The following is a 22437-nucleotide window of genomic DNA, read 5'->3' as shown; positions in this document are numbered from 1 at the left end:
CCGATGTTTACTAAGAAAACGAATTTGCTGGCGCTGGCGATGCTATTGATCGTCGCGCTTGCGGCCATCACCGCAAGTTTCTGGCTGCCTTTCTCGCCGGCCGCGATTTCCCCGGAACAGCGCTTGACCGGCCCTTCAGGGGCGCATTGGTTCGGCACGGATGATTTTGGCCGCGACATTTTCTCGCGGACCATCGTCGCGGCCCGGGTGTCCTTGTCTGTCGGCGTCATCGTTGCGGTGCTGTCAACGGTAATCGGCACAGTGATCGGCTTAATCTCCGGCTATTTCCGCAAAGTGGATTTCGTGCTGATGAGAATCATTGACGGCTTTCTGGCGTTTCCGGCACTCATCCTTGCGCTTGCGCTGGTTGCAGCACTTGGCGGCAGCATCACCAATATCATCATCGCTTTGACGCTGGCGTTTTTCCCGGTCATGGCGAGAGTCGTCCGTTCGGCGACGCTGCAAGTGAAAAACCAATCCTATATCGAAGCGGCCCAGACGACCGGATCGAGCCATGCGGTGATCATCGCCAAATACGTATTGCCGAATATTCTGTCCCCGGTTATCGTCCAAAGCACCTTCATTTTCGCGAAAGCGATTTTAGCGGAAGCGGCGCTCAGCTTTCTCGGCGTGGGGGTTAACCCGTCAACGCCGACCTGGGGCAATATGCTGCAGGAAGCACAGATCTACGTGACCATCGCGCCTTGGTATTCCATTTTCCCAGGCCTTGCGATCGTCATCACTGTTCTGGCTTTGAATTTGCTCGGCGATGGGCTGAGGGACAGTTTTAATCCACATCAAGCGAAACGCAAGCGCAAAACCAAACTTGCCTAAAGGGGGCACTCGAATGTTGCAAGTAGAAAATCTTCATGTCCATCTTGATACACCGGGCGGCCTCGTGAAAGCAGTCGACGGCGTGTCCTTTTCCATCCAGAAAGGGGAGACCATCGGCATCGTCGGGGAGTCGGGGAGCGGCAAAAGCGTGCTTGCCCATTCCTTGATGAAGCTCAATCCGGAACCGCCTGCAAAGTATCCGGAAGGCACAATCCATTTTGAAGGCCAATCGGTGTTGGAAATGGGCAAAACGGAACTTAGGAAACTGCGGGGCAATGACATCGCCATGATCTTTCAGGATCCGATGTCGAGTTTGAATCCCGTCTCCAAAATCGGCAAGCAATTGATCGAAGCCATTCAAGCCCATCAAAAACGGCCGAAACAGCAAGCCCGCGAAAAAGCGATTGAGTTATTGGAAGACGTCGGCATTGCCGATGCCAAAGCACGCATGAACAGCTACCCGCATCAATTCTCGGGTGGGATGCGCCAGCGTGTCTTGATCGCGATGGCGCTTGCTTCCAACCCGAAATTATTGATTGCGGATGAGCCGACGACGGCGCTCGATGTCACCATACAGGCGCAAGTTTTGGATTTGCTGAAGGGCATCCAGGAAAAATACGGCACGGCCATTCTCGTCATCACCCACGACCTCGGCGTCGTTGCCCACTTGGCTGACCGCATCCTGGTCATGTATGCCGGGAAAATCGTCGAATCGGGAAGTGCTGAAGATATCTTCTACAGGACTTCGATGCCATATACGTGGTCGCTCTTGCGTTCGGTCCCGGTCATCCGGGAAGGCGGCCCGGAGCGGCTCATCCCGATCGACGGGCAGCCGCCGAGTTTGATCGACCGGCCGGCGGGATGCGCGTTCGAACCGAGATGCCCATTCGCACGGGACGCATGCCGGCAAGTTGATCCGCCGCTGGAGCATCGCGAAGGCAATCATTCGGCAGCGTGCATTCTTTCAAGTAATGAATTCGAAGAACAGAAAAAGCAATTGGAAGGGGTGCTGATAACATGAGCGCATTATTGGATATCAAAGGGCTGCATGTCCATTTCCCCGTCAAAAAAGGCTTGTTGCAGCGCGAGAAAAGCTACGTCAAAGCGCTGAACGGCATCGACCTCCAAGTCCAAAAAGGCGAGACACTCGGCATCGTCGGCGAATCGGGCTGCGGAAAAAGCACACTCGCGAGAAGCATTGTCGGCCTGCAGCAACCGACAGCGGGTGAAATCCTATTCCATGGAAAAGATTACGCAGATGCGAGCGCCAAAGAACTTCATGATATGCGGCGCAATGTCCAGATGATTTTCCAGGATCCCTACACCAGTTTGAATCCGCGCATGAAGATCGGGGATAGCATAGCGGCGCCGTTGAAAGCCTATAAAAAGACCGAGCGGCTGGAATCGAGGGTCAAGGAATTGCTTGAACTCGTCGGATTGAACCCGGACACGCATTACGATAAACTGCCGCATGAGTTTTCTGGCGGTCAGCGGCAGCGTGTCGGCATTGCCCGCGCCCTTGCCCTGGAGCCGGAACTGCTAATCTGCGATGAGCCGGTCAGTGCACTCGATGTTTCGGTGCAGGCGCAAGTCATCAATTTGCTTCAGGATCTGCAGAAGCAATTGGGCTTGACCTATGTTTTCATCGCGCATGATTTATCCGTCATCAATCATTTGGCCGACCGTGTGGCTGTCATGTATCTAGGAAAAGTGATGGAGAAATCGGAAAAAGGCGCGTTCTATACAAAAGTCCAGCATCCGTATACGCAATCCTTGCTGTCGGCAGTGCCGGTTCCCGACCCGTTGCTCGAGCGCGGCCGGGAACGCATCGTCTTGAAAGGCGAGCTGCCGTCGCCGGCGAACCCGCCAAGCGGCTGCGTATTCCACACAAGATGTCCCATGGCCACCGAACGCTGCAAAAATGAAGTGCCGGCACTCGAACCGAGAGGGCTCTCGGGCCAAGAAGTCGCCTGTTTTTATCCACTTGTCGAAAAACAGCCGGCTGATGCGCCGAAAGATCCGCTATATGTATAGAAGAAAAAGGCATCCTTCCCAGCACAAGTGCTGAGAAGGATGCCTTTTTTCGATGGAGATGACAGCGTTCCTCGCAAAGTTCTACCTAGCAAAGGTAGAAATATCTACCTAACAAAGGTAGAAACATGCGACAAGCTTTTCAGTCATCCAATAAGCGCCCATTGTCGTTCCATTGCCCGTACATTTTATTGGCGCGTGTATTCTCAATGAATTTTTCCAGGCGCTTGTCGAAAAGCTCGCGGTCATAGCTTTTGTATCCTTGTATATTATCAATACGGATCCGGCGGTATAGTTCAGGGAAGTTCAAGAAGTTTTCATAGACTTGCGGGTCTTCCTTCAGGCGCGCTTCAATCTCGGGGTCGATAGTGAACGACTCAGGCCGCATATCGGGGAGGATGTTCAACCCCTGCTCTGTCATCAAACCCAGCTTCTCCAGCCTTCTGATGCGCTCTTTGTTCAATTCGGTCCAATTGCTCTTTTTCCGACGCGGTGAAAGCCGCTGGACCAATCGATTATCGGCTGTCTTTTTCGTGATACCGTCAATCCAGCCAAAGCATAAGGCTTCTTCCACGGCATCCAAATAAGGGATCCCTTCTGGCCGTTCCTTGGTCCCGATCAGTACCCAGCAAAACTTCGCCGAAGCCGAATTTTTCTCCAGCCACTCCCTCAATTCCTGCCTGGAACGCGCGCCAAGCATATTGTCAATTTCCATTCGGCATGACTCCTTTCTCAATTGGCTGTTCGCTTATCATTTCCACTGCGATTTCACGCCCTTCGTCAAAAAAGGGTATTCGGGAGTTATGAAGAAACATAGGGGATAGTCTTTTGTGCCACTGCGATCTTTGATAAGAAAGGAGGAAGAAATCATGGTAAGGGAAGAGCGAATCAGAAGCGAGCGCGGGGTGAACCCATTCACCGATATCTGGCTGCGCACGCGGGAAACCGTCCGTTTCGTCATTGAACGAAAATCATTCAAGTTCATTATACTGCTCATTGTCCTCACGGGCTTTGCTTCGGGTTTGATCGGGATGATGAATGAACGCAGCTCCGACATGCCACCCTGGGCTGCCATTCTACAGGCGTTGGTGACCGGGCCGATCGGCAGCGCGTTCGGCTATTTTCTTGGAGCCGCGATCCTGGTGCTTGTCGGCCGATTGTTTAAAGGGACGGCGACGTATCAGGAAATGTTCAAGGCGCTGGTCACGGCCCAAATCCCGCAAATTTGGCTGTTGCCGCTTCTCATCATCTGGGTGCTGGCATCACCCGAAACCTTCCTGGCTGACCGGACAGATGTGGAAGGAAACCCAATCGTCGTCATCATGTCCATCGTGATGGCGGTCGTCTCTATCTGGACATTCGTTATCGTCTGTAAGGCGGTAGGCGAAGCGCACCGCGTGTCGTCCTGGAAAGGTTTTTTTATCGTCGTGCTGCCGGGAATCATCATTACGATCATCGTTTTGATTATCGTCTTTGTGCTGTTCGCTTCATTCTTCAGTGAGTTTTTCTGAAGTTGAAAAATGAAAACACATTATAGGAAGAAATTCGGGCAACTCTTGCTGTTTTAAACGAAGCAGAAAAAGATTTGCCCTCATTTTTATCTATATTGCTGTTCAGCTGTTCTCTAGTTTAGTATAATTCTAATGTAAGAATTATTACATGCAATTGGCAATACCCAACAACATGCGTGTTGGATAGAAGTTCACCTTTTTTCATTATCAATTGGGAGGTTTTTACAAGATGGATAACAACGAACAAAAGCGCCACACAGCTGCATCAGATGCACAATGCCCATTTACGGGCGCCGGCGGGCAACAGCCGACGAGCCAGACGGGCGGTCACCAGGACAGCGCCATCACGACTTCGAACAAGCCAGGCAAAACGCAAAATAAAGACTGGTGGCCGAATATGTTGAATGTCAATATTCTGCACCAGCATGACACGAAATCGAACCCTCTAGGGGAAGAATTTGATTACCAAGCAGAATTCGACAAATTGGATTACGATGCATTAAAACAAGATCTTCGCGACTTGATGACCAATAGCCAGGAATGGTGGCCGGCGGATTATGGCCATTACGGCGGATTGTTCATCCGCATGTCATGGCATGCCGCAGGTACTTACCGTACATTGGACGGCCGTGGAGGTGGTTCTACCGGCAACCAGCGTTTCGCGCCGCTTAACAGCTGGCCGGATAACGTCAACTTGGACAAAGCACGCCGTTTACTATGGCCGATCAAGAAAAAATACGGAAACAAAATCTCATGGGCTGACTTGCTCGTCTTGACAGGAAACGTAGCACTGGAATCGATGGGCTTCAAAACTTTCGGATTCGGCGCAGGCCGCGAAGATATTTGGGCACCTGAAGAAGATGTCTATTGGGGCAACGAAAAAGAATGGTTGTCGGATAACCGTTATTCTGGAGATCGTGAATTAGAAGAACCTCTTGCAGCAGTTGTAATGGGCTTGATTTATGTGGATCCGGAAGGCCCGAATGGCAAACCGGATCCGCTTGCAAGTGCAGTGGACATCCGTGAGACTTTCGCGCGCATGGGAATGAACGACGAAGAAACAGTTGCCTTGATCGCAGGCGGCCACACATTCGGTAAAGCGCACGGCGCTGGAGATCCTTCCAACGTAAGCGACGATCCGGAAGCGGCAGTCATGGAAAACATGGGGCTTGGCTGGAAGAGTTCATACGGCTCAGGAAAAGGCCGCGACACGATTTCAAGCGGTATCGAAGGCGCTTGGACTGCCAACCCGATCCAATGGGATAACGGCTATTACGAGCAATTGCTAGGCTATGAGTGGGAATTGACGAAATCTCCTGCCGGCGCTTACCAATGGACAGCAGTAGACCTATCTGAAGAGCAGATGGCACCGGATGCAGAAGATTCTTCCATCAAAGTGAAAACGATGATGACGACTGCCGATATGGCGCTTCGCGTAGATCCGGAATATGAAAAAATTTCCCGCCGTTTCTACGAAAACATGGAAGAGTTCCAAGATGCGTTCGCGCGTGCATGGTTCAAACTTCTTCACCGCGACATGGGCCCGAAAGTCCGCTACTGGGGACCAGAAGTTCCAGAAGAAGAGTTGATCTGGCAGGATCCAGTACCAGCAGCTCCAGGAACGTTGAAAGACAAGGAATTGGCTGAACTGAAAGCGAAAATCCTGGAAAGCGGCATCAACCCACAGCAGCTCGTCAAAGCAGCTTGGGCTTCTGCCAGCACATTCCGCGGTTCCGACAAGCGCGGCGGAGCAAACGGTGCGCGCATCCGCTTTGCACCACAGCGCAGCTGGGATGCCAACGAGCCGGAAGAATTGGAAAAAGTGCTTTACTTCTATGAGCATTTGAAAGCAGAAACAGGCGACAAAGTAAGCATCGCTGACTTGATCGTCCTCGGCGGTAACGCAGCGATCGAACAAGCGGTCAAAGCAGCCGGTTTCGATATCGAAGTTCCATTCACACAAGGCCGCGGAGACGCTCTTGAAGAGCAAACCGACGCTGAAAGCTTCAAAGTGCTTGAGCCGCTATCCGACGGTTTCAGAAACTACCATAAGAAAGAATATGCAACAAGCCCGGAAGAAATGCTGTTGGATAAAGCACAATTGCTTGGCCTGACAGCTCCGGAAATGACAGTTCTTGTCGGCGGTATGCGTGCACTTGGCGCAAACCATGAAGGTTCTACTGCAGGCGTCTTGACTGACAACGTCGGCGTCTTGACTAACGACTTCTTCACGAAGCTATTGGATATGGACATCGAATGGGCACCTGTAGAGTTCAATAAATACGAAGGCAAAACCGTGTGACTGGCGAAACAGCCGGCACTGCGACGCGCATTGACCTCGTATTCGGCTCTAACTCCATCCTGCGTGCGATTTCGGAAGTTTATGCACAAGACGACAACAAAGAGAAATTCGTCCGTGACTTCGTTAAAGCATGGAACAAAGTTATGAATGCCGATCGCCATACGATTTGCAGAACTAAATCAGACACTGACTGGCCAGCATTTTGCTGGCCAGTTTTTATGGGCTCCATTTGTCAGACAGCAATAGATTTCAGAAAAATGTAATTTCTTGTTTATTTTAATGATAAACTGGAAATAAGAGCACTCACCTTAGAGCAGGGTATTGGACACCAGACGCGTCGCAGCCACTGGATTCAGTTCAAAAATGGTAAGGAGAGGATTGTATTGCCGAAAAGAAAAAGTTTCTATAAAAAGAGTTTAAGTGCAGGGATTCTTGGCTCGGCTTTGTTTATAGCGGGGTGTGGAACGGCAGACACCATCGCCGAACAGCAAGCAGAAAGTGAACAAGCCGAAGTGCAGACAACAACCGCATCGGATGGATCCGGTGAAACGGAACAATCGGAAGATGAAACAGAAGAGGCTGAAGAGACTGAAGAGACTGAAGAGACAGCGGAAGAAGCAGAAGAAGGGGCGGAAGCTGAAACTGCTGCGACTGATGCAGAAGAACAAGCAGTGCCTGAAGACCAGCAGGGCATCACCATGCCGATGCCGCTTGGCACGCCGCTGGACGATTTAATTGCCCATTACGGCGAACCAACTTATGATGACTACTTCCTCGGGAGCCGGCTCGTCATGTTTAAAGAGAAAGACGGTTATTTCCTGGATGATGATAATAACGCTAAAGGATTTTTGGTTGGCAATCCTGACGTCTCGGTCTTCGATACCCGAGTTGGCATGACTTTCGAAGAAATCGATGAGATACTGGGGGCGAAAGGAGAGGTAGGGTACGACCAGTCGGAAACCCAATACTATCTCAATATCTATTACGTCGAGAATTACAAAATCACGTATTCTGCTGAAACAGAAGATGGTCCGGTAGTGGATATAGTGATAATAAGAAGCAAGTAAGAAAATTTCAAGGAATGCTGAAAAATCCTGCTTCAATGGCAATTGAAGAGCCTTGAGAAAGGTGTTTTGCAGCTATGAAATGACTTCGGCAATGGCCGAAGTCATTTTTTTTAGTGAAAAGATTCACCAAAAACGATCCGGGAAATCATCAGGTCCATCCAACGAAAATAGAAAAATAGGGAAGTGGACTTATGCGCTTATAACTCTTCTGTTCGCAGTAAAAAATTTCTTTTTATTTGGTTATATTTTTCAATATTTCTCAGTTAGATTATGCTACATTATGAATAAAAGAGTGAAAGAGGGGTGTCTTCCGTGCATTCCCCGCTGATGGTATACCTTACCTTAATTTGTATGTCGACTGTATTTATCCTGTTTTTACTTATATACGTTTTCCGCAAGCGCCATAATTATCCGGAAATTGCTCGTTATTTCCTGCTCTATACCGCGGCAATCGGCATCTATTGCTTCGGTGCCGGTATGGCGTTGACTGCAGCGACACTCGGTCAGATGAAGTTTTGGACTGTTATCCAATACATCGGCATGCCGCTCTCTGCCCCTTTGGGTTTGCTGTTCATCATGCGCTACTTGGGAATCAACGTGACGAGGGCTGGGTTTTGGTCCTTATTGATCGTGCCGTTCATTACCTTGCTGATGGTCATCACCAACGATTGGCATGGGCTGCACTACCGTGTATTTGAAGCAGATCCCGTAATGGGCATGCCGTTTATCTACCAGGAAATCGGGACCTGGTATGCTGTCCACGGCCTATATATTTTCTCCTGCATGTTCGTGGCTTTTATTCTTTTGCTTTCGAAGTGGAAGGATACGGCACGTACCTATCGTCGGCAGCTAATCGCTTTATTGTTCGGGCAATTGCTGCCGATGCTGACTTCCTTTCTGTATTTGGTTGGCGTGACGCCGAGCGGCCTGGACCCGGTTCCGATGGTGCTATGGCTATCGTCTCTTTTATATTTTTGGGCGATCAGCTCATCGACCTTGTTTGCGATTATGCCGGTGGCGAAAGACATCATTTTCAATAACATCAAAGATGGCGTCATTGTGCTTGATAAGTCCCACCGGTTGATAGAGTTTAACCGGGCTGCGAAAAACAATTTCCCGCTTTTGGATCAGCCTATGTATGGCATGGAATTTCAAAGGATATGGCCGCGCCTGACAGGGGAGCGGTTTCCTGTTGAATTGGGGAGCATGGCAGATGGCCAGGAAGTTCAAGCAGTAATCGGGCATTCGGAGCGCATCTACCAAATTAGTGCATCGACCATGAAGCATGGGGGCAGCAGTGAAGGCTTACTGCTTATTTTCACAGACGTGACCGAATTGAAAAAACTGCAGCAGCAATTGGAGCATCAAGCCTTTTACGACGAACTGACACAAGTTTATAACAGACGCGCTTTCCTGCGGCAATGCGAACAGGATTTTGCAGCCGCTAAAGGGAGTTCCGATCCTTTTTCAGTCATTCTCATGGATATCGATCATTTTAAAGCGATCAATGATACTCATGGACATGACATAGGCGACCAAGTGCTTGTCCATATCGCGCGAATTTGCCGAAACAAATTGCAGCAAGGGCAGATTTTTGCCCGATACGGCGGCGAGGAGTTTGTTCTGGCGTTGAAAGGAGTTACAGTGGGGCAAGCGGAGCAAGTAGGCAATGAACTAAGGGGCTATTTGCAGTCGCATCCACTCGTCACAGCCGAAGGAATGATTTCAGCCACAGTGAGCATAGGCGTTGCCCAAAGCAAGGACGGAAGCTTGCAGCAGCTTTTGAAGAAAGCGGATCTTGCCCTTTATGCAGCAAAGCAAAACGGAAGAGATCAAGTAGCTGTATACAAAGAAATAATGGAATCCATTAAGTGAAATAAGAACAAGGCATCGTTTATGAAGTGAATTCATAAACGATGCCTTTTGATGTCCCTAAAAATTCGCACTTCTCGAAAGGCCCGATAAGCAGGAGAAATCACTCAGTATGTCAAAAGTAAGGAAGAAGACAGATAATAGAACGGATTCTCAATAACCATCAACTTTTGGATAGGAGGTTTTCAAATGTGTGCCGGTAAAAAGCAATTAACCGAAGAGCAAAGCCGAAATTTGCTCGAAACCTTGAAACAGCGCTTTGAACAAAACGAGCAGCGCCACGAGAAGATGGGCTGGGACAATGTCCTGCTGAAGCTGGACGAAAACCCGGAGAACTTAGAGGTTTTGCATCAAATGGAAGAAACCGGCGGCGAACCGGATGTGATCGGCTATGAAGCAGAGACCGGGATGTTCTTGTTTTGCGATTGTTCAAAAGAAAGCCCTGCAGGACGCAGAAGCCTTTGCTATGACCGGGCGGCGCTTGAATCGCGTAAAAAGAACAAACCCGAAAGTTCGGCAGTCGACAGGGCAGCTGAAATCGGCATTGAATTATTGACAGAAGACCAGTACAGGCTCCTTCAGAAATTGGGAGAGTTCGATTTGAAGACTTCGAGTTGGCTCGAGACGCCTCAGGAAATCCGGGAACGAGGCGGGGCGATTTTTGGCGATTGCAGGTATGGTCAGGTGTTTGTTTATCATAACGGAGCGGATTCCTATTACGCCGCAAGAGGGTTCAGGGGAATTTTAAAAGTGTAAGAATTTGAAGATGTTTCACGTGGAACAAAACGGATGGGCTTGGAAGTAAGTAGAGATCATAACAGCGAAAAATAGAAAGGAAGTTATTATGAAGCAACTCTACATCAAACAAAAAGTGTTCAGTTTGAGCGAGAAGTTCACAGTGAAAGACGAACAAGAACAGGATCAGTATTTCGTGGAAGGCAGTTTTTTGAAAATACCGAAGACCTTTTCGATCTTGGATGCAGAAAACCAGGAAATCGGGCTTATCACGAAAAAGACCTTCAGTTTCTTGCCGACTTTCTTTGTGGAAGTGGACGGGCAGGAAGCAGTCATGATCAAGAAAGAGTTCACTTTTTTAAAGCCGCGCTATGCCATTGAAGCGGAAGGTATCGATGTTCAGGGGAATTGGTGGGAAATGACCTTCGATATCCTTCGGCACGGACAAGTCATCGGTTCGGTAAGCAAGCAATGGCTCAGCTGGGGAGACACGTATCAAGTAGACATCCTCGATGAAACGATGGAGCATCTGATCATTTCGCTCGTCGTGGCCATCGATTGCGTAAAAGCGGACCAGGCAGCGGCTGCTTCAAGCTGACGACCGATTATAATGATTAAGTTGATGATAGCCTGCGACACTCACTGCATAAGTGGGTGTTTTTTTTGATGCATATAAACAAAATTCTGAAAAAATAGATTTGAAAATCAATTCCAATAACTTTATACTTGGACGTATCTTGTTTTCTCTAAAACTTTACTGTGCTAGAGAAAGAGAGCGAAAAAAAGGAGGCGGAAGCCGGTTGGAAAAGAAAATTCGTCAATTATTTTATTTTTTCATCGCATTCGGAATCGTATTATTGGCTGGATGTTCCAGCGACAATACGGAAAGTGGTGGCGGCACTGCATCTGAAGACGAGAAAAGCGGCGGGACCTTGGTTTATGGGCGCGGCGCCGATTCGGTCAGTTTGGATCCGATCAATGTGACAGACGGCGAATCGATCCGGGTCACGCACAATATATATGAAACACTCTTGGAGTATGACCATAATTTGGAGCTTCAGCCGAAACTCGCGACTGAATACAGTTCGAGCGAGGATGGTTTGACTTGGACATTCCAGTTGCGCGAAGGCGTGAAGTTCCATGACGGCACCGATTTTAACGCAGACGCCGTCGTCTTTAATTTCGAGCGCTGGATGGATCCGGAAAACCCGTACCATGAAGGGGATTTTCCTTATTATCCATTCCTGTACGGCGGGTTTAAAGGAGACGAAAACCACCTGATTGAATCAGTGACAGCGACCGGCGAATACGAACTTGAAATTGTATTGAAGAGAAAAACCGCACCGTTCCTTAGCTATTTGGCGATTTCCATGTTCGGGATTGCAAGCCCTGCAGCGATCGAACAGCACGGCGCTGGCATCGGCGAGAACCCAGTCGGAACCGGCCCGTTCAAGTTTGAGGAATGGAACCGCAATAACACCATCGCGCTGTCCAAAAATGAAGACTATTGGATGGAAGGGAAGCCTTATCTCGACCAAGTCATCTACCAAGTCATTCCCGAGAACTCTGCTCGCTTGAATGCTTTGCAGACTGGGGAAATCGATATTGTGGACGGGATGAATGCAAGCGATACGACGATTGTTGAAGACACGGAAGGCATTGAGCTGATCAAACGGCCAAGTTTCAATATCGGCTATATGGCGTTCAATATGGAAAAAGAGCCATTCGATGACCCCTTGGTGCGAAAAGCCATCAATATGGCCATCGATAAAGAGGAAATTGTCGATGCCTTTTACAACGGATTGGCAGACCCGGCAACAAGCCCGTTGCCACCGTCTCTCTGGAGCCACGACGAATCGCTGGAGAAATACGATTACAATATAGAAGAAGCGAAAAAACTATTGGCGGAAGCTGGCTTCGAAGACGGCTTTACAACGGAACTGCATACGATGAGCAACCCGCGCCCGTATTTGCCAGAACCGATGAAAATTGCGGAAGCGATCCAATCGGACTTGGCTGAAATCGGCATCACGGCAGAAATCGTGTCGTCGGAATGGGCCACTTATTTGGAAGACACAAAGAACGGCAAGCACAGCATGGCCATGTATGGCTGGACTGGGGTTATGGCCGATCCGGACAACTTCCTGTATCCGAACCTCAGCAAAACAAACGCCGAAGTGCCGGCACAAAACATCGCGTTTTATAAGAGCGACGAATTCACGTCCTTAATTACAGAAGCACGTGAAACGATTGACCAGGACAAGCGGACAGAGCTGTACCAGGAAGCCCAGCAATTGTTCCAGGAAGACGCCCCGTGGGTGATGCTCGCTTATACGACACCGCCTTTGGCACAAAGTGATTATGTGGAAGATTACAACCCGCATCCGATGAGCAACGATTTAATGACCGATGTGTACTTATCAAACTAAGCATGGAGTTGAGCAATTGTGTATAAAGTATTGAAGGATTTATGTGGATTGGTGGGGCCAAGCGGCTTCGAGCAAGATGTACAACGCTATATCAAGGCTGAAATAGAAGGGAAAGTGGCGTCTTGCGAAGTGGACTCGCTCGGCAACATCATCGCGACAATTCCGGCGACGGATGCTTCCTTGCCGTCGATTCTGCTTGCCGCGCATTCGGATGAAGTCGGCTTTATCGTCAAAAAAGTCGAAGCGAATGGCACGCTGCGCTTTGAACAGCTCGGCGGATTCGATAACCGCACCTTGTTGGCCCAGCCGGTGACGGTCAAAGGCGATGACGGCTATATTCAAGGCGTGATCGGAACACTCGCTGTCCATTACGTGAAATGGGACGACCCGAAGCGCATCGCTTCGCACAGGGAGCTGTATATCGATATCGGAGCGGCTTCGCCTGAAGAAGTTGCGCAAATGGGCGTCAGAGTCGGCCAGCCGGTGAGTTACGGCAGCGAATTGAAGCTGATCGGCGATGCCAAGCAAAACCGCGTCGTCGGAAAAGCCTTGGATGACCGTGCCGGTTGTGCCGTCTTGATGGAGTTGATCAATGAATTCCATCAAGCAGCCGATTTGGCCCATGGCGATATCCATTTCGCCTTCACTGTACAGGAAGAGGTCGGGCTGCGCGGTGCTTCCGTCTTAAGCGCAAACCTGCAGCCGGATTTCGCTTTGGCGATCGATACAACGCCGACGAGCGACACGAATGATGTGCTCATGACCGGCACCCGAAAACTGGGCGCTGGGCCGTGCATTAAGATTACGGATAAATCTTTGATTTCGCATCCTTTGGTGACGGGGCTGTTGGAAAAAGTGGCCACCGAGCAAGCGATCCCGTATCAACAGGAAATCTTTATGGGCATCGGCACAGATGCTGGGGCGATCCATATGACACATAAAGGCGTCTCGTCCGGCGTCGTCTCCATTCCTTCCCGTTATACGCATACACCGATTGAAATCGTGGACCTGGAAGATTTGGATCACACAGTGGAGTTGGTGAAACACTTTATTTTATCGTCGAATGAATTAAACGGAAAAAGCTTCCTGGATACCTAATAGGATTCCAGAAACGCCTTTCAGCTTGCGAACCTTAGGGGGAGTGGACTGAAAGGCGTTTTTCGGTTTTTAGATATAAAAGCCATTTCGAAACAACTCCCTTATATGCCAGAAAATTGAAACTTAACTCTAGTTATTTCGTAGTATAAACAAAGGAGATGGTCGGAATGCAGAAAGGAGCAAGCAAACTGAAATTGGCGTTGGCTGGGCTGGCCGTGCTCGCGGCATTGTTTACCGTGTGCGGGTGTATGGCGGCGAAAGCGGACGACCCAAAAATGGAGACGATTGAGCGCGTATTGGAGCTGCAATTCAACGGGCCGGACGAGGAGTTTTTAGAGGCGATGTGGAATCCTGCCAACAAACAAATCGTGGACGGCGTCGAAGTGAATGAGGCATTTGAACAGCAAGTGGACGACAAATACGGAGCCTATTTCACTGACAACGAATTGGATCAGTTCATGCGGGTATTCGGTACCTATTTTCCGGGGTTGGCTGATATTTACGGCTACGAGCTGCGCCTGGAAGATGTAGACATCGAGTTGAGCGAGACGGTGGCGAACCGCTACCTGTTCACGGCAGAAGTGGTGTTTCAGAAAAAAGGCGGAAAAGAGCAGCGTGCTGAAGTGGGAGGCGTCGTGCTATTCTCGACTGTCCAGGAAGGCAAAATCGGCAAGTTCACTTATACGGACGACCAAGGCTTATCGGAACGCTTAAAACAATAACCATCAAGTGGGAGGGATGATGATGTTCAATCAAGCACCGAAATGCCAAGTGTGCGGCAGGGAAATCGAAGGCGATGAAGTAGTGCATATCCAGATGCGCTATCCGAAGCGCAAAGGGTTCGCGGAGGTCAAAGCGTATTTAAAACTAGAGGGCAAGTTTACGTGTGATGCATGCGCCAAAAGCAAAACATAACGAAAGCCCCCGTCCGAACGGCTTCCGGGGGGTGTGGAAGTCCGTTCGGACGGGGGCTTTCAAATGGCTTAATTACCGGCAAGGAATCCTTCTTCAAAGATACCGAGCAGATGGTCCAGGGTGATCGGGTCGCTGTACGTCGAAGCTTTCGTATTGATTTCAATGACGCGCTCTTCGCTTACGGCAGGGATATTGTTCCAGACATCGGTTTCCATGAATGAGTTGTCGACATCCGGATTTTTGCTGAGGACGACGTAATCCCCTGCAAAGTCAGGCAATACTTCGAGCGAGAAGGTGTGGACGCCTGCTTCAAGGGCAAGTTCCTCGACTTTTTCCGGCATGTTCAAGCCCATTTCCTGATAGAGAATTTCGGTGCCGCGTGCGTAATTATCACCGAATACATAGAATTCCTTATTGCCGCTTTCGATGACCGAAACAGTGGCGTCTTCACCGATTTTGGCGCGGATTTCTTCACCGGCAGCTTGTGCGCGGTTTTGGAAATCAGCGACCCAATCTGTCGCTTCCTGTTCTTTATTGAGCAATTTGCCGATTTCGACTTGCTGATCCAAATAACCGAGTTTGCCCCACGTGAAAGCAACGGTCGGTGCAATTTCGCTCATCTTGTCGAGATTTTTCATGTGTGTGCCTGCAATGATGAGGTCCGGATCCAATTCGATGATTTTCTCCAGATTGTCTTCCGTGACGATTTCCACATCGGACAGCATATCTTCAAAAAGCGGGTTGGCATTGGTCCATTCGTCGATGCCGACGATATTGCCTTCAAGCGCCAAGACATTCGGCCCGTTCGTCAAGGCGATAATGCGCTGCGGGTCTGTCGGCACTTCAACGGCGCCTGTTTCCGATTCGTATATAAATGTCTCCGCTGCTGCATCTTGTTCCGGTTCTGCAGCGCCTGTATCTTCTGACGATTCAGCAGAGCCACAAGCGGCGAGTACGGCCAGTAACAATAAAAGCACGAACAATAATCCTGATTTTTTCAAGTTCTTCTTCTCCTTTGATCGAGAATGATCAATCAATAATGATAATCATTTTCAATTAGATTCTTGTTTTATCCTACTTCGCTACTCGTGTATTGTCAATAAACTTATGGAAGATAATTTCGCCAAGCTTGTTGTTTTCTGCCATCTTGAGCAATTTTAAAAAACTTCGAAGGAAGTGGTTTAGGTGAATGTTGAATTGACGCGGTTTCGCGTGAAAAAAGGAAAGTCGGAAGTGGTAGATGAATGGCTAAAGTTCTTGAACAATCATATGGAGGAAGTCCTTGTGACCTTGGAAGGGGAGAACATGTACGTCGAGACCATTTTCCGGGAAACGCTGGATGGGGCTGAGTATTTGTATTGGTATTCGGTGCAGGGGGAAGGCGGGCAGGCGGTGGAAACCTCAACGCATTGGATTGACGAAAAACACATGGCGTACTGGCAGGAATGCATCGATCCAGACTTCGAAGCGGTCGATTTATCGGTCGAAGCGGTCATGATTCCCCGCCATATCCGAAATCATATGAAATAAGGCGGGCTAAAGCAGGAGCCGCGTTCTTTTTTATGAAAACGACTATCTATTTCCTCAAATTTCCATCTTCATATTCCTTTGATTCCTTAAAAATGATAGGATGAAAAAAATGGGAATTTATAGACTGCCCGGATGCGCCAATACGCATTGGAGCAGTTGCGTAAGAATGGGGAATAGCGATGCTGAAAATAATTCGGATTATCCTTCAATTAAGTGTTATCGGAATAGGAAGCTATACATTATTTACCGAAAAATTGGTTTTGACGCCGCTCGTCATGCTGCTCGCGGGATTGTTCATGCTCGTTGCAGGATTCGAACGGATCGAGAAAAACCAAAAAGAATTCTGGGGTTATGCTTTCGTGGTCATTTCGCTGTTTTTATTGACTGTCTCATGGCAAAACTTGTTCTTGGCGACTTAACGAAGGCCTAATCAGGTATGAAATGGGGGAGCGGGATGTCGAATATTGGGATGTTTGGAATGGGCAGTTGGATGGGCATCGTTTCAGCCCTTTTGTTTGTGGCCAGCTTTTACTTTACGTTAACGTTTTTCGAGCAATTGAAATCGGAAGATGGGCGCGTACGCAAACAATCGAAAATCGCGGCCGTGATTTGTTTAACCGTCGCGTTATTGCTGCCTGCTGTTTATCAGCTGTATTTCGTTAACGAAATGATGCGATAGACACGTCGCTTGAACACTAAAAAGCCGAAGCCCTTCGTGAGGGTTTCGGCTTTTTAGTGAGTTGAATGAATTTTAATTTCAAGGGGATTTATGAAAGCGGCTTTTAATATTGACTGCATGCCGCGATAAAAGGGTTTTCTGTAAAGTTTGTAGAAGTTTACACCAAGATTGGAAGGGGATATGAATTGTGGATAATATGATGATGTTCAATATAGGCGATATCATTGCAACGTTCTTCCTTCTGGGCTTTTTCATTTTGGCGATCGTGCTGGTAGTAGCTGCCGTAAAATCAGCGGCCAACAAGAACAAAAAGCTGCAGTCGGATGAAACGGATTTGCAAAAGCGCATCAAGGCACTGGAATTGCGCGTTAAAAAACTGGAGAATGAACAATGAACAGAACCTAAGGAACGATAGCGAAAGGGGGAAATAAAAATGGAAATGCCTGGTGGGATTACGGTGGCGCTCATCATCTTTGGCCTTTTTCTGCTCATTACCGGGCTTTTGGTCGGCAGTATCCTTGTGATGCTGAAAAAGAGCAAGTCCAATAAAGTGGATGATGTGCCGAATCAACAAACGCCTGTAAAAAGCGTCAAAGTAGAGGACCGGGAAACGCCGGAAGACGATCATCGGTAAAGAAGCGGGAAGGATTGCCGCTTCTTTTTTTCATCATAAAAAAAACAGGAAGAGGTGCTCCAATGGCGCAATGCGAATGGCCAAAAAGCGACGAACGGATGCAAGCCTACCACAACGAAGAATGGTGCCGGCCGAGCCGCGATGAACGTTATTTATTTGAAATGCTGAGCTTGGAAGGCGCCCAAGCAGGCTTGTCCTGGCAGATCGTGCTGTCAAAACGCGATAGCTACAAAGACGCTTTTCACAATTTCGATATAGATTATTGCGCCGCATTGACGGATGAAGCGCTTGCTGAGATCAAGGAGCAATACGGCGTGATCAAACACGGTGCCAAGCTCCAATCCGTGCGCACGAATGCACGGGCGGTGAAGGAAATCCAATCCGAATTCGCGAGTTTTGCCGAGTATCTATGGAGTTTCACAGACGGCCAAGCGGTGATCAACGAATGGCAATCAGACGGGCAGATTCCCGCCCAATCGGAATTGTCGGTAAAGCTCAGCAAAGATTTGAAAAAACGCGGCTTTAAATTCGTCGGCCCGGTCACGAGCTATTCGTTTCTTCAGGCAATAGGAATGGTCGACGATCATATAATCAGCTGCCCGTTCCACAGCGCGAACCGAACATAAATAAAAAAATTGGGAACAGTTGGAATTCTATATAGGCGCACTTCCATTTTTATGCTAAAATATGGAAAAAGGGGTGAGCGGGATGAAGCTGATATGCCAGGCAGCAGCGGGGCCGTAATGGTCCATCTTTTGTATTGGGTTATTACATTTACGGTCGGATATGCGAAAACGATGCTGTACCAGCCGAATATCGAAGCGTTATGGGCGAATGAGCATGTGCTGCAGTCGGAAGTATCATTCGGTTATGCCGTTTCCCCGATCGGGTACGTGGCCAGTTTTCTCGCCACGGCCCTGCTGTTCTGGTGCCTGCTTGCCCTTTACAAGAAATTCGCTTCCAAGCCAAGCTGGTGAAATTCAATGGCAACGAAGACTCTGTAGAGACCGTCGCAATGACGGTCTCTTTTTGCATGGGCGCAGATTGCGGAATAGACTAAGCTGCTCGTTCGAAGGGGGATTACGCGCCTTCAGTGCAGGAATCTGCTTTTTCATCTCATGGCTTTGCACAAAAGGCTTATTTTCTTTAATCCTTACGCAAAATGGTTTATAATTGTCCGTTAGTAGTAGAAATTTTGTGTCACACAGGCATACAATAGATGATGGATTTAACACGGAAGCGGTGGACTCGAAAGCCGCTAATACTTGCGTAGAAAAGGAAGGTATACATGAGCAATAGAGAAACTGATACAGATGTAATCTTAATCGGTGCTGGTATTATGAGTGCGACTCTGGGGATTCTCCTAAAAGAATTATCTCCAGACATGAAAATCAATGTGTTCGAGAAATTGTCGAGCCCAGGCGAAGAAAGTTCAAACGAATGGAACAATGCCGGTACTGGCCACGCAGCCCTTTGTGAATTGAACTATACGAAAGAAAAACCGGACGGCACGATGGATATCAGCAAAGCCATTGACGTCAACGAACAATTCCAGGTATCGGCCCAGTTCTGGTCCCATCTCGTGAAAACCGGATTGTTGAAAAACCCGGAAGACTTCATTCGCCCGCTTCCGCACATCAGCATGGTGCAAGGCGAAGACAATATCCGTTTCCTGAAAAAACGTTTTGACGCAATGATTGAAAACCCGCTCTTTACAGGCATGGAATTTTCCGACGACCCGGAAGTGCTGAAAGAATGGATGCCATTGATCATGGCGAACCGCCAGGACAATGAGCCGATCGCTGCGACGAAAATCGATACGGGCACGGACGTAAACTTCGGCGCTTTGACGCGCATGCTGTTCGACCGTCTCGTAAAAGAAGACGTTAATGTCCATTACCGCCACGTGGTGCAGGATTTGAAACAAATGAAAGATGGCCGTTGGTTGCTGAAAGTTAAAAACTTGGAGACCGGCAAACTCGATGTACACACAGCGAAGTTCGTCTTTATTGGCGGCGGCGGTGCAAGCATCCACTTGCTCCAAAAATCCGGCATCCCGGAATCCAAGCATATCGGCGGATTCCCGGTCAGCGGCCTGTTCATGGTCTGCAAAAACCCGGAAGTCATCGAACAGCATCACGCGAAAGTTTACGGCAAAGCGAAAGTCGGCGCACCGCCGATGTCCGTGCCTCACTTGGATACCCGCTTTATCGACGACAAGAAATCCTTGTTGTTCGGGCCGTTCGCAGGCTTTACGCCGAAGTTCCTGAAAACCGGCTCTTATATGGACTTGGTGGCATCCGTCAAGCCGAATAACGTATTGACGATGCTGTCAGGCGGAGCGAAAAACTTGTCGCTGACACAATACCTGATCCAGCAAGTCATCCAGTCGAAAGAACAGCGCATGGAAGAACTGCGCGAATTCATTCCGGCTGCGAAAAGCGATGACTGGGAGCTCGTTGTCGCAGGACAACGCGTTCAGGTCATCAAAGATACCGACGCAGGCGGCAAAGGCACGCTGCAATTCGGCACGGAAGTCGTCAGCTCAGCAGACGGCACGATCTCTGCGCTTCTTGGTGCATCTCCGGGTGCATCGACAGCGGTCCATGTCATGCTCGACGTGCTCGCACGCTGCTTCCCTGAAGACCTTGCAAAATGGGAGCCACAGATCAAGGAAATGATTCCGTCCTACGGCAAATCCTTGATGAACAACGAAGAGCTATTGAAACATGTGCATAAATACACAGCAGAAACGCTGGATTTGAATGAAGTGAAACCGGCCGACCATGCGCCGGAAGATTTAACACCGCAAATTTAATGAAGAGAAAACCGCCGAGAGCAATCTTGGCGGTTTTTTTGCAAGCTTTGAAAAGCAATTAAACTATTTCGGCAGGAGGCATTTATATGGCACAGGCAGGGGATGCGCTGGAGATTACGATCCGAAGCTACGAAGAAAAAGATTTGGAGCACATCCAACGGTTGAACCAACAACAAGGATGGACAGGTCTGGTGGAGAAAAATATCCAAACAAAAGAAGCGTGGAAAAACTTGAACATCGCTTATGTGGCAGAATCACAAGACCAGGGGCTCATAGCTTATATAAGAGGAGTCACCGACGGCTCTGTCAGCACGTATATTAGCGAACTGCTTGTAGCTCAACCCTTTAGAGGATGCGGGGCTGGGAAAAAGTTACTGGATTTTGTGCACGCGTTGCACCCAGATACAAGAATCGATCTTCTAGCCTCCAGCTCGTCGAGTTCTTTTTACGAAGGCAATGGGTTCCAGCCTTTTTATGGATTCAGAAAATCACTTCGCAAATAAAAAATGCCGCTCCTGAAATGTCAGGAGTGGCATTTTATTAATTTCTGAAGTAAGGTGTTTTCTTCAACGCTGCAACAACTGGAATGGCGAGTGCCAATCCGACTGCGTTTTGCACCAGGTTTCCTGGAATGGAGGCTGCCGGAATGATCCAGCTGCTGAAGATAATCGCTTCACCGATATAGTAGATAGCGACCATGACCGGAATGGAAAGCGCCGCAGCCAGGATGTTGAATCCAAGGCTTTCGCCGCCGCGCCCGCCCGACCAGGCGATTTTCCCGACCAGGTAGCCTTGCAAGCCGCGTGCGATGATGGTGATCGGTGCCCATAGCGTCCAGCCTGATACTAAATCGAAGAGCCCCATTCCGACTGCTCCGGCGATGGCGCCTTTTTTCGGCCCGAACAACAGGGCTGCCGTGAACAGCATCGTCGTGCCAAGGTGGACCAGTCCGCCATTTGCCGCAATCGGCAGGCGGATGTTGAGCAACATCGTTGCCACAAAAACAAGTGCGATGAGCATCGAAGTGATGATCAAATCATAGGTTTTGGAACTGGAATAAGTCGTAGTTTTTTGCATGAAACGATTCCTTCTTTCTTGGACATCCGCCAGGCGCAAGGCCCTCCAGCAATGCCGTGTAGTTTTGAACTACTGTAGCAAGTAATTGACCTAGTTAAAAGTATCAATTCTGAATAATTTTTAGGGGTCAGTTTTAAAGGAAGAGGTAGAGGCTTCGGATTTTTGGAGTTGACAGGGCATGGTGTATAGGCTATTGTTAACTACGCGATGAGCTAAGCTGCATAAGACGGACAGGCATTCCTTTATGGAACACGTTGTGGAGCGTGGCCTGATACGCCGCAGCTATCGATACATCCCGCATTTATGCGGGGTGTTTTTTAATGCCCAAAAAACCCGTATGCCGGAATTTAGCATACGGGTTTTCAATTAGTTCAATAAGCGAGCCAGTGATGATCGCTAGTTTCTTTCCAAGCTCAGTTGATTTATCCTTTGGGCAACTAGGGTTCACCGCTCCAATTCACAAGTCGCTTTGAGATTTTCAAGCGTATGGCGAAGTGTGTTCTTCTCCAGCCGGTCGTAGACCAATCGCTCGGTAAAACGGTCGAAAGCGCTGTCGGGCAGATCGATTTCCAGTTCGAAGACCGCTTCCGTTCCGCCTTCCATCGAACGGTAATGGCTCTTTTGGTGGGCGATAAAGCTGCCGGTGATGATGCCTTCCCAAAATCCTTCCTCGCCACTGCGTTCACAGCGCACCACATTGATTGTCACCGGGAAGCGCAAGCCGACAATGGAAAATACCGTCTCGACTTCAGTGCCTGCTTCGCCGGTGCCTTCGATTCTTTCCGGTTTAGATAAATGATTGTAAAAACTCGTCCAGTTTCCGGGTTTCTTGGCGAACTGGAACACTTCGTCGATCGGCGCTTGGATGAATATGCTTTGATGGGCACGAGCCATTGCTATCTCCC

At 48.9% G+C, this 22437-nt stretch carries 25 protein-coding genes and 1 pseudogene; 22 read left to right on the top strand and 4 right to left on the bottom strand.

Translation table 11 applies throughout. From position 1 onward, the window contains the following. Positions 1-3 precede the first annotated feature (3 nt). The 3 genes from CW734_RS17750 to CW734_RS17740 are packed head-to-tail and all read left to right on the top strand — an operon-like array spanning position 4 to position 2868. The gene (locus tag CW734_RS17750) at positions 4-834 is read left to right on the top strand and encodes an ABC transporter permease (RefSeq protein WP_101192048.1); all 831 of its coding nucleotides are present in this window, start codon (positions 4-6) and stop codon (positions 832-834) included. Positions 835-847: 13 nt separating this feature from the next. Beyond that, positions 848-1855 (top strand): ABC transporter ATP-binding protein, encoded by a 1008-nt coding sequence (locus CW734_RS17745; RefSeq protein ID WP_101192047.1) that lies wholly within the window; start codon positions 848-850, stop codon positions 1853-1855. Beyond that, the gene (locus CW734_RS17740; protein WP_101192046.1) at positions 1852-2868 is read left to right on the top strand and encodes an ABC transporter ATP-binding protein; all 1017 of its coding nucleotides are present in this window, start codon (positions 1852-1854) and stop codon (positions 2866-2868) included. Before CW734_RS17745 ends, CW734_RS17740 begins: the two co-directional genes overlap by 4 nt. A 139-nt stretch (positions 2869-3007) precedes the next feature. Here CW734_RS17740 and CW734_RS17735 read toward each other — a convergent pair whose 3' ends face one another. Beyond that, positions 3008-3580, bottom strand: coding sequence for a YdeI/OmpD-associated family protein (locus tag CW734_RS17735; RefSeq protein WP_101192045.1), 573 nt, complete (start codon positions 3578-3580; stop codon positions 3008-3010). A 154-nt stretch (positions 3581-3734) separates the two neighbouring features. Between CW734_RS17735 and CW734_RS17730 the strand changes: the two genes are divergently transcribed. The 10 genes and pseudogenes from CW734_RS17730 (at position 3735) to CW734_RS17685 (ending at position 14794) form a co-directional block, all read left to right on the top strand. Continuing rightward, complete coding sequence (locus tag CW734_RS17730) at positions 3735-4376, top strand: Yip1 family protein (RefSeq protein WP_101192044.1); 642 nt, start codon at positions 3735-3737, stop codon at positions 4374-4376. A gap of 229 nt (positions 4377-4605) precedes the next feature. Beyond that, positions 4606-6941 (top strand): annotated as a pseudogene (katG, locus tag CW734_RS17725) (catalase/peroxidase HPI). 120 nt (positions 6942-7061) lie between these two features. Beyond that, a complete protein-coding gene (locus tag CW734_RS17720) occupies positions 7062-7745 on the top strand; it encodes a hypothetical protein (RefSeq protein ID WP_101192043.1) in 684 nt (227 codons plus the stop codon). A 312-nt stretch (positions 7746-8057) separates the two neighbouring features. Next, the gene (locus tag CW734_RS17715) at positions 8058-9620 is read left to right on the top strand and encodes a histidine kinase N-terminal 7TM domain-containing diguanylate cyclase (protein ID WP_101192042.1); all 1563 of its coding nucleotides are present in this window, start codon (positions 8058-8060) and stop codon (positions 9618-9620) included. Between the two features lie 186 nt (positions 9621-9806). Then, positions 9807-10373, top strand: coding sequence for a DUF4256 domain-containing protein (locus CW734_RS17710; RefSeq protein ID WP_101192041.1), 567 nt, complete (start codon positions 9807-9809; stop codon positions 10371-10373). A gap of 88 nt (positions 10374-10461) precedes the next feature. Next, positions 10462-10950 (top strand): LURP-one-related/scramblase family protein, encoded by a 489-nt coding sequence (locus CW734_RS17705; RefSeq protein ID WP_101192040.1) that lies wholly within the window; start codon positions 10462-10464, stop codon positions 10948-10950. Between the two features lie 202 nt (positions 10951-11152). Beyond that, the gene (locus CW734_RS17700) at positions 11153-12781 is read left to right on the top strand and encodes an ABC transporter substrate-binding protein (RefSeq protein WP_232787128.1); all 1629 of its coding nucleotides are present in this window, start codon (positions 11153-11155) and stop codon (positions 12779-12781) included. An 18-nt stretch (positions 12782-12799) separates the two neighbouring features. After that, positions 12800-13879, top strand: a complete 1080-nt coding sequence (locus CW734_RS17695; RefSeq protein ID WP_101192038.1) for a M42 family metallopeptidase — start codon at positions 12800-12802, stop codon at positions 13877-13879. A 167-nt stretch (positions 13880-14046) separates the two neighbouring features. Then, entirely contained in the window at positions 14047-14601 is a 555-nt protein-coding gene (locus CW734_RS17690; protein WP_101192037.1) for a hypothetical protein, read from the top strand. A 22-nt stretch (positions 14602-14623) separates the two neighbouring features. Then, positions 14624-14794 (top strand): Fe3+ hydroxamate ABC transporter substrate-binding protein, encoded by a 171-nt coding sequence (locus tag CW734_RS17685; RefSeq protein ID WP_101192036.1) that lies wholly within the window; start codon positions 14624-14626, stop codon positions 14792-14794. 68 nt (positions 14795-14862) lie between these two features. Here CW734_RS17685 and CW734_RS17680 read toward each other — a convergent pair whose 3' ends face one another. Then, positions 14863-15795 (bottom strand): iron-hydroxamate ABC transporter substrate-binding protein, encoded by a 933-nt coding sequence (locus CW734_RS17680; RefSeq protein WP_101192035.1) that lies wholly within the window; start codon positions 15793-15795, stop codon positions 14863-14865. A gap of 184 nt (positions 15796-15979) precedes the next feature. On the opposite strand from CW734_RS17680, the gene CW734_RS17675 reads away from it, so the two are divergent. The 9 genes from CW734_RS17675 to CW734_RS17635 all read left to right on the top strand — a co-directional run bounded on the left by CW734_RS17675 (position 15980) and on the right by CW734_RS17635 (position 20958). Next, entirely contained in the window at positions 15980-16324 is a 345-nt protein-coding gene (locus tag CW734_RS17675) for a DUF6176 family protein (RefSeq protein WP_101192034.1), read from the top strand. A gap of 179 nt (positions 16325-16503) precedes the next feature. Then, the gene (locus CW734_RS17670) at positions 16504-16743 is read left to right on the top strand and encodes a hypothetical protein (RefSeq protein ID WP_101192033.1); all 240 of its coding nucleotides are present in this window, start codon (positions 16504-16506) and stop codon (positions 16741-16743) included. Positions 16744-16778: 35 nt separating this feature from the next. After that, on the top strand, positions 16779-17003 hold the full coding sequence (locus tag CW734_RS17665) for a hypothetical protein (RefSeq protein ID WP_101192032.1): 225 nt from the start codon (positions 16779-16781) through the stop codon (positions 17001-17003). Positions 17004-17190: 187 nt separating this feature from the next. After that, positions 17191-17397: a hypothetical protein gene (locus CW734_RS17660; RefSeq protein ID WP_101192031.1), complete on the top strand. Its 207-nt coding sequence runs from the start codon at positions 17191-17193 to the stop codon at positions 17395-17397. Between the two features lie 39 nt (positions 17398-17436). Continuing rightward, entirely contained in the window at positions 17437-17637 is a 201-nt protein-coding gene (locus CW734_RS17655; protein ID WP_058382350.1) for a hypothetical protein, read from the top strand. A 62-nt stretch (positions 17638-17699) separates the two neighbouring features. Beyond that, on the top strand, positions 17700-18263 hold the full coding sequence (locus CW734_RS17650; protein WP_101192030.1) for a DNA-3-methyladenine glycosylase I: 564 nt from the start codon (positions 17700-17702) through the stop codon (positions 18261-18263). A 93-nt stretch (positions 18264-18356) separates the two neighbouring features. Then, positions 18357-18614, top strand: a complete 258-nt coding sequence (locus CW734_RS17645; RefSeq protein ID WP_101192029.1) for a hypothetical protein — start codon at positions 18357-18359, stop codon at positions 18612-18614. A 311-nt stretch (positions 18615-18925) separates the two neighbouring features. Next, positions 18926-20455, top strand: coding sequence for a malate dehydrogenase (quinone) (mqo, locus tag CW734_RS17640; RefSeq protein ID WP_101192028.1), 1530 nt, complete (start codon positions 18926-18928; stop codon positions 20453-20455). Between the two features lie 86 nt (positions 20456-20541). Beyond that, positions 20542-20958, top strand: a complete 417-nt coding sequence (locus tag CW734_RS17635; protein ID WP_101192027.1) for a GNAT family N-acetyltransferase — start codon at positions 20542-20544, stop codon at positions 20956-20958. Between the two features lie 37 nt (positions 20959-20995). Here the strand turns inward: CW734_RS17635 and CW734_RS17630 are convergent, their stop codons facing one another. Together CW734_RS17630 and CW734_RS17625 are read right to left on the bottom strand one after the other, a co-directional pair. Continuing rightward, entirely contained in the window at positions 20996-21532 is a 537-nt protein-coding gene (locus CW734_RS17630; protein WP_058382354.1) for an ECF transporter S component, read from the bottom strand. A 444-nt stretch (positions 21533-21976) separates the two neighbouring features. Further along, complete coding sequence (locus tag CW734_RS17625) at positions 21977-22426, bottom strand: SRPBCC family protein (protein WP_101192026.1); 450 nt, start codon at positions 22424-22426, stop codon at positions 21977-21979. Positions 22427-22437 lie beyond the last annotated feature (11 nt).

It is taken from the genome of Planococcus sp. MB-3u-03 (assembly GCF_002833405.1).
In the GTDB taxonomy this organism is placed as follows: domain Bacteria; phylum Bacillota; class Bacilli; order Bacillales_A; family Planococcaceae; genus Planococcus.
The sequence above is the reverse complement of the archived record's forward strand: the minus strand, read 5'-3'. Positions and strand labels throughout refer to the sequence as shown.

Bases quoted from the DNA above. Each gene is read 5' to 3' on its own strand.
- CW734_RS17750 (WP_101192048.1), top strand. From the start codon at position 4: ATGTTTACTAAGAAAACGAATTTGCTGGCGCTGGCGATGCTATTGATC.
- CW734_RS17745 (WP_101192047.1), top strand. From the start codon at position 848: ATGTTGCAAGTAGAAAATCTTCATGTCCATCTTGATACACCGGGCGGC.
- CW734_RS17740 (WP_101192046.1), top strand. From the start codon at position 1,852: ATGAGCGCATTATTGGATATCAAAGGGCTGCATGTCCATTTCCCCGTC.
- CW734_RS17735 (WP_101192045.1), bottom strand. From the start codon at position 3,580: ATGGAAATTGACAATATGCTTGGCGCGCGTTCCAGGCAGGAATTGAGG.
- CW734_RS17730 (WP_101192044.1), top strand. From the start codon at position 3,735: ATGGTAAGGGAAGAGCGAATCAGAAGCGAGCGCGGGGTGAACCCATTC.
- CW734_RS17710 (WP_101192041.1), top strand. From the start codon at position 9,807: ATGTGTGCCGGTAAAAAGCAATTAACCGAAGAGCAAAGCCGAAATTTG.
- CW734_RS17705 (WP_101192040.1), top strand. From the start codon at position 10,462: ATGAAGCAACTCTACATCAAACAAAAAGTGTTCAGTTTGAGCGAGAAG.
- CW734_RS17690 (WP_101192037.1), top strand. From the start codon at position 14,047: ATGCAGAAAGGAGCAAGCAAACTGAAATTGGCGTTGGCTGGGCTGGCC.
- CW734_RS17685 (WP_101192036.1), top strand. From the start codon at position 14,624: ATGTTCAATCAAGCACCGAAATGCCAAGTGTGCGGCAGGGAAATCGAA.
- CW734_RS17670 (WP_101192033.1), top strand. From the start codon at position 16,504: ATGCTGAAAATAATTCGGATTATCCTTCAATTAAGTGTTATCGGAATA.
- CW734_RS17665 (WP_101192032.1), top strand. From the start codon at position 16,779: ATGTCGAATATTGGGATGTTTGGAATGGGCAGTTGGATGGGCATCGTT.
- CW734_RS17655 (WP_058382350.1), top strand. From the start codon at position 17,437: ATGGAAATGCCTGGTGGGATTACGGTGGCGCTCATCATCTTTGGCCTT.
- CW734_RS17650 (WP_101192030.1), top strand. From the start codon at position 17,700: ATGGCGCAATGCGAATGGCCAAAAAGCGACGAACGGATGCAAGCCTAC.
- CW734_RS17645 (WP_101192029.1), top strand. From the start codon at position 18,357: ATGCCAGGCAGCAGCGGGGCCGTAATGGTCCATCTTTTGTATTGGGTT.
- mqo (WP_101192028.1), top strand. From the start codon at position 18,926: ATGAGCAATAGAGAAACTGATACAGATGTAATCTTAATCGGTGCTGGT.
- CW734_RS17635 (WP_101192027.1), top strand. From the start codon at position 20,542: ATGGCACAGGCAGGGGATGCGCTGGAGATTACGATCCGAAGCTACGAA.
- CW734_RS17630 (WP_058382354.1), bottom strand. From the start codon at position 21,532: ATGCAAAAAACTACGACTTATTCCAGTTCCAAAACCTATGATTTGATC.
- CW734_RS17625 (WP_101192026.1), bottom strand. From the start codon at position 22,426: ATGGCTCGTGCCCATCAAAGCATATTCATCCAAGCGCCGATCGACGAA.